The sequence below is a fragment of the Kribbella sindirgiensis genome, assembly GCF_004331435.1.
Lineage (GTDB): Bacteria > Actinomycetota > Actinomycetes > Propionibacteriales > Kribbellaceae > Kribbella > Kribbella sindirgiensis.
Genome location: NZ_SJKA01000004.1, coordinates 324,613 through 337,080 on the forward strand (window position 1 = coordinate 324,613; position 12,468 = coordinate 337,080).

The window sequence follows — 12,468 nt, forward strand, 5'->3', positions numbered from 1 at the left end:
TGTCGCGCGAGCGTGCGCTGTCCGTCTCCAGTCCAGGCTCGCGAGGCTGTACGCAGCATCTCTCATCAAAGCATGCCGAAAACACTGCACTCTCGGAGTCGCGGCCGGACGGATAATGTCTCGACACGCCGGCTCGTCCAGACCTTCGGAAACCTGCCGGTCGGGCAGCCAGCGATTTCGGACACCATGCCCGGATCGAACACTTCGCCGAGAACGGCCGCCGCTTGCCCGATCTCACGGACTTCGGGCGACAGCGAGTCGAGTTCGGCCGCAAGCACCACCAAGCCGGAGTCGCCGCGGTCCCGTGTCCTTCGGGAGAGAATCTGCAGGTACTGCGGTATCCCGAGGCTTTCACGATGTAGCGCGCGCGAACCTGTCCCGACGTCGAGCCGATCGCCGATCGCCGATCATCCGGCGCGACTCGTCCACGGTCAATGGGCTCAGACGACACATCCGCGCCACGCCACTCAGGGTGACGTTCTCGACGGCGGCCGTCAGACGGGGAGACAGCTGCCGAGGCCGGTACGACAGGCTGATTCGCAAGCCATCCGTGATCGAGGTCCGCGACAACGACAGCGGGGCGTCCAGACTCGCGTCGTCGGCCCAGTGCGCGTCGTCGATCAGCAGGACCAGCCCTCGGCCATACGACAGCCTCGTCACCAGCTCCCGCACCGCCGCCTCGAACAGTTGCGGCCTCGGCTCGGCCGCCGGACAGGAGCCCAAGGCAATCGCCGGCGCGAGTGTCAGCAAGGCCGGCGCCAGGCCTGGCGGGAAGTCGGCCATCTCGCCCCGGAGGGCACCGGCCAGCGGGTCGAGGGCGCTGGCTAGTGCCGCGTAGGGACGACGTCTGCATGCCTCCGTCGGCCGTACCAGAGCTGACGGAACACCGTCGCTCTCAGCACGGCGCCGAAACTCCTCGAACAGCCTGGTCTTGCCAAGCCCTAGATCGCCGCTGACAAAGGTCAACGTTGCGGATCCCTGCTCAACCTGTCCGTTGATAACGTCCCTCCTCGAGGCGATCCAGATGACATCGCCAAGGAAATCGCTGCGGCCCACGACAACCTTCAGCGGCACCGCCTACGTCACCACGCCGGAGTCCCCGACCGGAACAACTCCAGGTGTCCCGCCGAACGGAAATACTGTTCAGCCCGACCCAGTACCCGCTCGGCGCCGCGAAGCCAGGTCGGCTCCGATCAGCAGGTGGGTGGTGTGGCCAACGGGCTAAACGAGCGCCGGGACCTGGAAGGTGCGGCCTTCCAGGTCCCGGCATTCTTCTGTGGCGGCGTAACTCACGGCCTCATCTCGTGGTGGTGTTGCCGTGCTGCATGACGCCAGAGTAGCCGCTAAAGACCCCGCCGGAGATCCCGATCCCGGGCCGCCAGCCACCGTTGGCTTCCGCCATCGGCGACGCCCATCTGGCCACGCCCCACAACGGTGCGGCCGCCTTCGCGGCTTCGGCCATTTCTGCAGGCGAAGCTCCGGTTGCCGCAGCGATCGACACCCAGGTGCCGGCAACCGGATTCTTCCGGGTCCCCTCGGCGATGGCGTCCAGCTGATTTGCCAGCTCGGTTGCCGCGGCGGCAGCCGCGCTCGGATAAGTCACTCCGTCAGCTCCCATCGACTTATCGGTGTCGCGGGTCCGCGTGGGGACCACGTAGCCGTCGGCGTCGGGCTTGACATCCGTCGCGGCCTGGTTGCCGCCGCTGCCCGCCGGAGTGACGGTGTTGGTCTGCGTCGGCTGACTGCCCGGGTTCTTGTAGCCGAACCCGTCCCTGCACAACGGCTCACACTTCTTGCTTTCTTTGTCCGGGTCTTCGTCCGGGTCTTCGATGTCGTGACACGTGTGGGTTCGGCCGCAACCGTCTCCAGATGTCTCGTCAGGTCCGCCGGGCTCATGCGAGCCTGGCTGACCACCGTGATACGGCCCGGGCGCCGGATCGCCGACCGGCTTCTCCGGGCGGCCGACCACAACGACCTCGTCTGCACACAATGCGCCTGGCGGGCAGTCCCCATCCGAGGGTGTACCCGTCCCGCCGGCCCCATCGCCGGATGACGTCCCGCCGATGCAGGTCGTCATTTCCGGCGGGCAGACCTCGAGATCGCAGTGGCTGCCGGCATCGCACTCCGCGCGCCCGGTCGGGTCGGTGTAGCGGAGCGCGTTGTTCGACACGTAGGTGTAGCGGTTGAACATCTGGGTCGGATTGGCGCCCGCGGCGAACGCATCGGGCGTCGTGAAGCGACCGAGGTCCGGGTCGTAGAGACGTGCGCGCATGTTCACCAGGCCGGCGTCGTCGTCATCGTCGTGACTCGTGAAACCCTGGTTCAGAACACGAGGCTGGATGCCGTTCGTGTACTGGTCGTCCCCGCGGGTCAGGTCGGGATTGCGACGCTTCCCCAGCACATCGTAGCTCCGTGTCTCGACGGGGATCGCCTGGAAGGCGCTGTCGGTGACCGACTTGTTCGTGGTGACCAAGCGGGTGGAGCCGAGGTGATCTCCATGCGGGTAGAGCGTGGGTTGCTTGGTCACACCTGCGGCTCCGACTGCCTCCTGATAGACGAGGGTCGCGACGTCGCGGCCCTCGACCTGGACACGCAGCCGATGCTCGGTGCCGGCCGCACTCTGCTGACGTTCGTACAGGCCCGGCAGGTACGTCGTCGTTCCCCGATTGCCGGAACTGCGGACGCGTTCCCCGTTCCCGTCGTACGAGAACGACGTCGCGGTTCCGCTGGCGGGAGCGAGCAGGACCGGCAGGTTCCGGTCGTTGTAGGTGAGCTTGGCATCCGGCCGAACGGTCTGGTTGCCGACCGGGTCGTACCCGTAGGAACGGGTTCCGAACAGTCCGCCCGTCACCTTCGTGACCTGGGTGGGACGGGACGGATCGCCGTATGTGTAGGTGCCGCGGAGCTCGCTCGAGCTGAGGTTGCCGAGTTTGTCGTAATGCCAGTCATCGGTCTGGAAGACCGCGCCGGTCGTCGAATTGTAGGTCTTGCCGGTGGCCAGCCGATTGAGCTGGTCGTAGGTGAACCTCTCGGTGACCGCGCCTTGAACGCGGCTCTCCAGGTTCCGTTGGTCGTCGTAGGTGTACTGCTCACCGAAGAGCACCTTGTTCGGGTGGATGTCGGTGCTCGAGGTGAGCGACTTGATGTCGAGGACACGGCCGTCCCAGCCCAGGGTCCGGCTGGTGGTCACGCCGTCGCCCGACTCCTCGCCGACCAGACGTCCTTGGGTGTCGACCTCGTCGGCGGTCCACAACGTCGCGGCACCTGAGGTGACGCCGCTGAGCTGACCGTTCGTCGTCTCTGGCGCTCCGTAGGCGTACTGCACCTTCGTGCCCTCGGTCTGTCCTTTGAGCTTCGGGTAACGCAGGGTGCTTAGCCGGCCGAACTTGTCGAAGTCGTAGTCGGCAGACAACGTCTCGAGCGGAGCGGTCGGACTCGCGGTCTGCGGCAGGGTCTGGCTGACCAGATCCAGGCGGCCGAACGCATCGTACGAGTAGTCGGTCGTCACAACTGCCATGGCCTTCGGGATGATCCGCTCGTCAGCGGTCACCTGCATCAGCGCGCCACGGAACGTCCGCCCTCCGGCGGTGTCCCAGGTGTGGGTCGTCGTCGACGTGCCGATCCCGTTCTTCGAAGTACTCCGCAGGGTTTCCCGGCCGAGTACGTCGTACGTGATCGCGGCGTGGCGGCCGTTCGCATCGTCGATCCCGATGACAGCACCGAAGGCGTTGTATGCGTAGCTCGTCTTGCCTCGTTCACCATCTGTCCTGGTGACCTGGGCGCCCAGAGCGTCGTACTCGTAGCGGGTTTCGCTGCCGGCGACGGCCGAGTTTCTCGTGCTCAGCAGGGTGCCGAACGAGCCGTAGACATATGTCCTCGTCGGCGGCGTCGACGTGCCGTCGTCATCGACCTGACGCACCACCTGACCGTTCTGGTTGACCGTGCTCGATTTGGTGTTGCCGCGGGCATCCGTGGATGTCGTGGTGAGCTCGGAGTAGCTCCAGGTGGCGGGCGCGGCGGTGTAGGGCTCGCGCACCGAGACGATCCGGTCGGCGTTGTCGTAACCGTACTTCGTCTTCTCCGTCACGACCGTACCGACAGGGTGGAACGTGGTGTCGAACGCCAGCCGGCCCCGGCCGTCGTAGGTCAGCAACCGCTGACGCATGCCGTTGTCGCGGGCCTTGAACCTCTCAGTCACCGGTCGGCCGAGGCGATCCGCAACCGACTGCGTCACGGCGCCGCTCCCGTCCTTCACCTCGATCTGGAGCAGGTTCTCAGTGCCGACCGGCACCTGGGTGAAGGTCATGGTACGTTCCACGCCGCTGGGCGTTCGCGTCTTCACCAGCCGCCCCAACGTGTCGTAGGTGTGATCCGTTCGGAGACCGTTGATGTCGACAGCGACCTTCAGCACCCCGAGCACCGGGTCGTAGCCGGTGTAGGCCGTCTGCGACTTGCCGTTCTGCGTCGCATGCAGGTAGCCGAAGCCGTCGTGCGCGTAGGTAGTTTCCCGAGCGTCACCGGTGCCGAGGTCGGTCATCGTGCGACGAATGACGTTTCCCGACGAGTAGTCGAACGACGTCAGCAGCTGCCGCCCCGGCGCGGCGTCGGAGCCGTAGGTCTTCAGCGTGTCGACACGCTTCGTGGGTCCCTCGTAGGTGTACGAGCTCGTGCGGGTCTGCGCCGGCCGGAACGTGCCAGTTGCCTGATCGACGCTCTGGTCTGCTTCCACGATCTTCTTCGGACGGTTCACCAGCCAGTTCGCGACGTCGAGATCCGGGGTGAGCGTCAGCGTGGTCTTGTTCTCCTGCACCTTGTCGATGGCGACCCGGCGCGTGACGGTCGTCCCGGCGTTGCCGTACTCGTCCATCCCGCTCACCAGCGTCGTTATCGCCCTGAACGCCTTCTTGTTCAGCACGGTGAACTGGGACGGTGTCATCACCGCCAGGTTCGCGACGTCAGGGAACTCGTAGCTGCGTTGCCTGGTCTCCGACGGATAGCTGAAGAACAGCTGGCTCCCGGATCCGGTAGTCCGGTTCGCCCAGTCGTTCTCGGCGCGCTCCAGCCGTTTCCGTCCACCGGACAGCGGCGTGATGATCCACCGCTCTTCGAGCCGGGGCGAGCTCCAGCGAACAGTGTTGTCGTAGAACGCCCTCTCGGTGATCCGCTGGTCCGGATGGTCGGATGGATAGCTGATCACCCGCCGCTCGGCGAACCCGAGGCTCTGCCTGCGGAACCTGTCGGTGCGGCCGTCGCGGTAGAAATACTCCGACACCATCTGAGTATGGTCGTCGATGCCGGAGTCGCGGAGAACCTTCTCCACGACGTACGCGCCGCCACCGAACTGACAGGCGAAGCCGGTAGCACGTGCACAACTGCCGCGGTCATAGACCGCTGTGTTCGTCAGCGGGCTGTACCGGAACTCCACCGTCGGCGGCAGCGAGCCAATCGGACCCTTCGGATTCTGATCGCCCTCGTACACCTGCCACAGGAGATCGTGACGAGCACCCGACACTCCACCATCGGTCTTGTGCAGGAACAACTGCAGCGTCGGAGTACCCGAGGTTCCGACGGACGGGCGGTTGACCAGCAGCACATCGGTCAGTCCGTCGCCGTTCGCATCCACCGTCCGCGGCCCCTGCAACCTGAAGGCCTCGGTCGGCATCGCCTCGAAGGAAACAGTCGTCGCCAGCCGGTTGAACGACAGCGCGTCCGCGGCGGTGGCCTTCGCCCGGACGACATCGAGTCCGACCCACAGAGGCACGATCTGGCCACCCGTGGCCGGCCGCGGCACCAGCAGATCCCGGGTGCCGTCGCCGTCGTAGTCGACGACCAGAGCTCGCGCGAACCCATCCGCCGAAACACCAGCCGACTTGGCGCCGCTGAAGCCGCGGCCGGTGTTCAGCCAGTAATACAGCTTCGGTTCCTTGACCCCGCTCGCCGTACCGTTCGTGAGCAGGTCCGTCAGTCCGTCGTTGTTGAGATCCAGCCACTGCTTGTCGAGTTTCAGGACGTTCGACGGCAGCTTCGTGTCGACCGTCGTCCCCTTCGCGATGTCCTTGGCGATCAACTGACCGTCAACGCCGAACAGCAGTTGGTCCCGGCCGTCGCCGAAGACATCGGCGACCGTCAGGCTCGCCGGGTTCTCGCTGCTCAGCCCGGCATCGAGAGGGACCGAGAAAGCCTGGGTGTCGTACGGTGTCGCGCTGTCGATCCCAGGGCTGACGGTACCGGAGTTACGCCGCCACCAGCGATTCCACAGGTTGGTGCCGGGCTGGCGTGCGTACTCGATCACGTCCTGGTAGCCGTCGCCGTCGAAGTCGCCCGGGATCGCGCCGGCATCCGGATCGTTGTGGTTGAGGCCGCCGGTGAACGGGGTCGACACCAGCGTCGTCGGGCCATGTCCGACCAGCTTCGTCAGCAGGACCTTCCAACTCGGGTCGCCGGGCCAGGAGCGCCGGACCATATCGACCCTGCCGTCCCCGTCATAGTCCAGCGGCCACGCCGTGGCACCGACACCAAGGGAGTTCTCGGGGCCGGAGAGCTTGGTCGTGTAGATCTGGCTGCCGGAGGTCGGCTGAGCCAGGAGATACTTCCAGTTCGAGGCGTCCGGCCAGGCCAGGTCGCTCCGTCCGTCGGCGTCGAAGTCCGCGGCGATCAGCTGGCTGTTCACCGACGGCGGCACGAGTGACCCGCCCGAGGGGGTCGTCTGCGCCTTCCCGGCCGCGAAGCCCTCCGACCCCAACGACCAGGTGAAGTGCGTGTCGCGCTTGCAGTCCGACGCGATCACACCGCATTCGCGCAGCGTAGCCAGCTTGCTGTTCTTGGTCGCTCCGTCGTTCAGGTACGAGAACGAGTACTCGCGTGCTCGCTTCTTCTCGACCCCGTCGAGCAGGCTCATCGTCACCGACTTCAGCCGCTTGGTGCTCTCGCGCGGCTGTCCCAGCGAGTACCCGAACCGCGGATCGGGCCGCGTCTCGTAGCCGAACTCCACCAGCCGGTCCATCTGCCCGACGCGGCCGTAGCTGATCCTGTCGATCCAGCGCTCGATCTCGGACGGGTTCGAGGCCGCCGCCGTCCGGCGGCCGTACTCGAACTTGATCTCGTTGTCGGAACGGTCACGCGACCACTGGATGTGCCACGCGGTGTTGACGATCTGGTTGCCGGCGGCCACCCGCGCACGGGCGTTGTCGCTGAACGTGTCGCCGTACGTCTCCACACGGCCGTCCGGCCGGCGCACCTCGAAGTACGTCGGACCGATCTCGGACGACGGGGTGCCCGCGGCTCGGAACGACTTCACCTGCACGTGCGTGTCCGGCAAGGTCCGATACTCCGTGCCGTTCGCGCCGTACTGACCGGTCTTCGCGATCAACCGTTGGCCGTCAAGGCAGAACGGGCCAAAGCCGTTGAACTGCACGCCCTGCGCCACCTGATCGTCGGCCACCGACTTCGCACACAACGAGATCTGGGACAGACCGCTCAGATTGAAACCCATCCCGAGCTGGCCGTTGCCGGACTGACTCGAGTACTTGACCGACAAGTTCGGCCCGAATCCGGCTCGGCCGGGGACGACGGTCAGAGGTACTTCGTACTCCGCGACACCGGTCGCGCTCACCGACGCCGACCCCTTGACGCCGCCGACCGCCTGGGCGCCGACCGGCACCGTTGACGACGGGTTCGCCACCTTGGCCGGATCTTTCGTGGGCAATGGCAGCTGAGCCGAGGCCGAACCAGGCACGGCGACGGCGATCGCAGTGGCGATCACTGCAGCCCGCGCCAGGAGCCAACGGATGCGAGGTCTTCCGCTGGATGTGGGACGAATTCCTCGGACGAACAGCTCGGGATCGGGCCGCATCGATCGCCTCCTAAGCGCATACGCGGGACCATTCGCGTTGCTGTACGCGTAGGCGTGCGCTTTGGATCACCTCGGCGTACAGCCAGCCGGCCGATCCACCGAACAGCATCCCGTCGACAACACCCAGAGGCGGACAGGCCGTACGACGTCTTTGAGTACAGTTGCCGAAAGCAACGAGAGCCTTAACGAGTCCCACGGCCCGTTCGCTACTTGACGACAAACAGCTCGGCGCTCTACAGGCGCACCCGCCTGTCTTCGTGCATCGTTGTCCGTGCCGCGGAGATGCGTTTGGCCTGCCACCTGACGAACGGCACGGCATGTCCGAACTCAGGCAGATAGCGCAACATCTTGCGCAGCGATGCGACCCAGATGTAGTTCATCGAGACGTTGTAATCCGACGTCGACTCCACTCGATGCCAGAAGAACGCGGGGATGTACAGCAACTCGCCTGCCTGAAGATCGAACTCGATGGGACGCACCCCGCGCCAGCGCGGGAACGCCTTCAGGTCAGGAGCATCCGGATCCACCCGGCTGAACATCGCCGCCTTCGTACGCAGGCCGTACGGGTACAGGTTCCGCAGACCTGGTCGAACCAGCACCCACCGCTTGCTGCCTTCCATCATCCAGTGGACGACCTCCACCGGATCATAGTGGAGCGGCGTAACCAGCCCTCGACCACTGACCCAGAGTTTTGTCCTGGTCACTGTCACATCACGCAGGTACTCGGGCTCACCGTAGAAGGGCCGCAGGCCCGGCATGTGGTTGACGTCGTCCTGCAGGTATGTCCGCGGCCCGTCGAAGGTCTCGGTCATCAGCCGCCGGCGGAAGTCCTGGAACCGGACACGCTGGAAGTCAGGTCTCGACTGGGGATCCTGAGGAGTGTTCCTGGACGGTCGCCTGTCGACCTCGATCCGCCGGTTGCCGATGGCTCGCTGTAGAAGGTCGAGGCTGTAGGTGTGGCCGCGTGACAACTCCTCGGCGCATCCCGCGATGATGAGCGGACGTCCCGTCCTCACGGCTCTCTGAAACTGTTGCTGGGACGGCCGATTCAGCCGGAGGACCTCGCGTCGTCTGTCCGTGAAGTCATTGATCGGAACCTACTTTCGTCACACTCGTCAACTCGTGGTGCACGGCGGCGCCTCGGGCGGGGTAGGAAGTCCAAGACGGATCATGACAGCGCGCAGAGCCCGGGCATACTCGCAGTTCGCTTCCTCATCCTCAGGCGGCGACTTCGACAGGATGTAAGAAAGCGCCGGAACGACGCCGCCTTCGATAAGGCGAGCGAGCATAGGCTCGGCTCGGTAGCCCTCGAGTCCAGGTCGCCCGTAGAGCGAATTCACCTCGGACTGTGTCAGCGAGTACACCATTCCGAACGCCTGCTCGTGATGACATGGCACGAGCGTCGCTTGTTTCCCGATCCGAAGTACGTGATCGTTCACGGCCGCCGGCCGCGGACGACAGGGTTCAACTCCCTGGCCGACCAGGACTTCGGGATCCATGTAAAGCCCGTAGAAGAACACATCGCTGCGTCGATCAGCTGCGTCGTCGGGCACGGTGGCCTCCTGTTTTCGAGTGAGGTCTGCCGCATCCGATCCGGCATACCTGTACGTACTGCTCTGATGACCGATCGGAACGGCGTCATCGCGTGTGGCTGTTCCGTGACCACGAGAAAGGACTTCCAGTGATCCAGCGCTTGGTACGAACGGCCATCTCCCTGTCGGGTGCGGTCGTGGCTCTGGTTGCGATTGCGCCAGTCACCTCGACCGCGTCCGCGGACAGCGGCGTGGGTGACACCAGTGACGGCGTGCCGATCCCGGTGTGCCGGAAGTGCAGCAACAAGGGCGGCTTCTGAACCAGGCTCCGCTGCGCGCTCGGTCAGCTCCGTTCGACGCGCAGCGGAGCGGCAGTCATCGACTCGGCGAGTCAGGCACAGGACCGACCGAAGTCGTGACACTCGTCGAACGGACCGCATCAGAGACTCCTTGTGGGATGGCGTAGTTGTCTTAGGCAACATCTTGGGGTGGGTCCTCGGAATGTTGCCGGACGATCGCGAGGGCGGCTTGGGCGAGGTCTGGGCGGTCGTGGTCCAGCCAGTTGATCCGTGAGTCGCGACGGAGCCAGGTGTCCTGGCGTTTTGCGAAGCGCTTGGTTCGGCGGAGAGTTTCACGATAGGCCTGCTCCGCGGTGCACTCGCCGTCGAGGTGACGGATGATCTGCGCGTAGCCGAGTGCCTGCCGAGCGGTCGGGTTGTCGCGCAGCCCCAGGTCCAAGAGTTGGCGGACCTCCTCGACCAGCCCGCTGTTCCACATCCGGTAGAGTCGAGCGGCAATCTGCCGATGGAGAACGTCGCGCGGTACGGACAGACCGATCTGCACCGCGGGATACACGTAGCGGGGTTCGGGCAGTGCGGTGGCCGGGCCTTTCCCGGTGAGGGCCAGTACCTCCAGTGCCCGGACGATGCGGCGCCCGTTCCCTGCCGGGACGCGAGCCCCGACCTCGGGCGCCGCCGCCAGGAGCTGCGCGTGCATACCGACTGATCCGACGCGCTCGAGCTCTGTATTCAATCGATGGCGGAGCGGGGCCGAGGTCGGTGGAAACCTCAGGTCGTCAAGAACGGAACGCAGGTACAGACCCGATCCGCCGACGAGAATCGCGGCTCGCCTCGCAGCGCGCAGGCGATCGACGACCTCGCGGGCCGTCTCCTGGTACCAGGAGACGTCGGCCGGCCGATCAAGGTCAAGGACGTCGAGGAGGTGGTGCCGGATGCCCCGCATTTGTCCCGCAGTGATCTTCGCCGCTCCGATGTTCAGGCCCTTGTAGAGCTGCATCGAGTCCGCATTGACGATCTCGCCACCGAGCGCCTCCGCGAGGCTCACTGCGAGGTCGGACTTTCCCGAGGCGGTCGTACCGACGACCGCGATCACAGGTGTGGGGTGCATGTTCCCAGCCTGTGGCCGTACCGAACCACATACGCGAGCCGGAAAGCGGGCGATCCGGTCTCAATCCGGATCTGGCGTCCGCGCGATCTCTGATGAACCTTGAGGGGCCTGGAGACAATTCATGATTGGGGGCCCACATGCCGAATGACCCGGTTCGAGCGGCACCGGACGGCCTCGGCCGCACCTACGAGGTGCGCACGTTCGGGTGTCAGATGAACGTCCACGACTCCGAGCGCATCTCCGGGCTGCTCGACGTCTCCGGCTACACCCCGGTCGCTGCGGGCGCAGTCCCGGACCTGATTGTCTTCAACACCTGCGCAGTGCGCGAGAACGCGGACAACAAGCTGTACGGGAGTCTGGCGAACCTCGCTCCTTTGAAGCGCGCCAACCCGAACCTGCAGATCGCGGTCGGCGGCTGTCTTGCCCAGAAGGACCGCGGTGACATCCTCGGCCGTGCGCCGTGGGTGGACGTTGTCTTCGGTACCCACAACCTCGCTTCCCTGCCATCGCTGCTGGATCGCGCGCGGTTCGCCGAGGAAGCTCAGGTCGAGATCCTCGAGACACTTGAGACGTTTCCTTCCAGCCTGCCGACCCGCCGCGATTCGGCGTACGCAGCGTGGGTGGCAATATCGGTCGGCTGCAACAACACCTGTACGTTCTGCATCGTGCCGGCCCTACGCGGGAAGGAGACCGATCGCAGACCGGGCGAGATCTTGCGGGAGATCACCGCGCTGGTCGGCGAGGGAGTCCTCGAGATCACGCTGCTGGGGCAGAACGTCAACTCCTACGGTGTGGACTTCGGCGACAGGCTGGCCTTCGGAAAGCTGCTCAGGGCCTGCGGTGACATCGAGGGACTCGAACGGGTCAGGTTCACCAGTCCACACCCGGCGGCGTTCACGGGAGACGTCGTCGACGCCATGGCGTCGACTGCCAATGTGATGCCGAACCTGCACATGCCACTGCAATCCGGCTCCGATCGGATTCTGCGACTGATGAGACGTTCGTACCGGCAGGAGCGCTACCTGTCGATCATCGACCACGTTCGCACTGCGATCCCCCAGGCGGCGATCACCACCGACATCATCGTCGGCTTTCCCGGTGAGACGGAGCGGGACTTCCAGGACACGTTGGACGTCGTACGCCAGGCCGGATTCGCCGGCGCCTACACCTTCCAGTACTCCAAACGGCCCGGTACTCCAGCTGCTGACCTGGCCGAGCAACTCCCGCGGGAGGTGATCCAGGAGCGGTACGAGCGCCTAGTTGTCCTACAGGATGAGATTTCTCTACGCGAGAACCAGCGGCAGCTCGGGCAGACCGCCGCGCTCCTCGTCTCCGCCGACGACGGGCGCAAGGACGAGTCGACGGGACGGATGTCGGGTCGCGCTGAGGACAACCGGCTGGTGCACTTCCGCGCAACACGCCCGTCCGGCGATGCGGTGCAGGGCGCCCAGAAGTCCATCCGTCCCGGTGACGTCGTCACGGTTCAGATCACCGACGCCGCCCCGCATCATCTGATCGCTGACGGTGGAGTCTTGACGCATCGGAGGACCCGCGCCGGCGACGCGTGGGAGGGGCGCCTGTTCCGGACAGCGCCGAAGCGGCCGGCGATCTCGCTGGGTCTACCCGGGCTCGGCGTGCCTGCTCCATCCGGCGAATCGCGCAGCTGTTGACATCACC

General features: G+C 65.5%; 7 protein-coding genes. 2 read left to right on the top strand and 5 right to left on the bottom strand.

Going from position 1 to position 12,468, the window contains the following annotated elements; translation table 11 throughout:
- Positions 1-351: 351 nt before the first annotated feature.
- The 4 genes from E0H50_RS13405 to E0H50_RS13420 all read right to left on the bottom strand — a co-directional run bounded on the left by E0H50_RS13405 (position 352) and on the right by E0H50_RS13420 (position 9,405).
- Positions 352-1,074, bottom strand: coding sequence for an AAA family ATPase (locus E0H50_RS13405; protein ID WP_131287676.1), 723 nt, complete (start codon positions 1,072-1,074; stop codon positions 352-354).
- A gap of 223 nt (positions 1,075-1,297) precedes the next feature.
- Positions 1,298-7,762, bottom strand: coding sequence for an FG-GAP-like repeat-containing protein (locus E0H50_RS13410; protein ID WP_165547092.1), 6,465 nt, complete (start codon positions 7,760-7,762; stop codon positions 1,298-1,300).
- 323 nt (positions 7,763-8,085) lie between these two features.
- Positions 8,086-8,943, bottom strand: coding sequence for a cupin-like domain-containing protein (locus E0H50_RS13415; protein WP_131287681.1), 858 nt, complete (start codon positions 8,941-8,943; stop codon positions 8,086-8,088).
- A 24-nt stretch (positions 8,944-8,967) separates the two neighbouring features.
- On the bottom strand, positions 8,968-9,405 hold the full coding sequence (locus E0H50_RS13420) for a gamma-glutamylcyclotransferase family protein (RefSeq protein WP_131287684.1): 438 nt from the start codon (positions 9,403-9,405) through the stop codon (positions 8,968-8,970).
- 128 nt (positions 9,406-9,533) lie between these two features.
- On the opposite strand from E0H50_RS13420, the gene E0H50_RS42880 reads away from it, so the two are divergent.
- Positions 9,534-9,704: a hypothetical protein gene (locus E0H50_RS42880; RefSeq protein ID WP_165547094.1), complete on the top strand. Its 171-nt coding sequence runs from the start codon at positions 9,534-9,536 to the stop codon at positions 9,702-9,704.
- A 151-nt stretch (positions 9,705-9,855) separates the two neighbouring features.
- On the opposite strand, the gene miaA is transcribed toward E0H50_RS42880, so the two are convergent.
- Positions 9,856-10,791: a tRNA (adenosine(37)-N6)-dimethylallyltransferase MiaA gene (gene miaA, locus E0H50_RS13425; protein WP_131287687.1), complete on the bottom strand. Its 936-nt coding sequence runs from the start codon at positions 10,789-10,791 to the stop codon at positions 9,856-9,858.
- Positions 10,792-10,928: 137 nt separating this feature from the next.
- On the opposite strand from miaA, the gene miaB reads away from it, so the two are divergent.
- Entirely contained in the window at positions 10,929-12,461 is a 1,533-nt protein-coding gene (gene miaB, locus E0H50_RS13430; protein ID WP_131287690.1) for a tRNA (N6-isopentenyl adenosine(37)-C2)-methylthiotransferase MiaB, read from the top strand.
- Positions 12,462-12,468: the final 7 nt, after the last annotated feature.

Excerpts from the sequence above, each read along its gene's own strand:
- miaA (WP_131287687.1), bottom strand. The coding sequence starts at position 10,791 with ATGCACCCCACACCTGTGATCGCGGTCGTCGGTACGACCGCCTCGGGA.
- miaB (WP_131287690.1), top strand. The coding sequence starts at position 10,929 with ATGCCGAATGACCCGGTTCGAGCGGCACCGGACGGCCTCGGCCGCACC.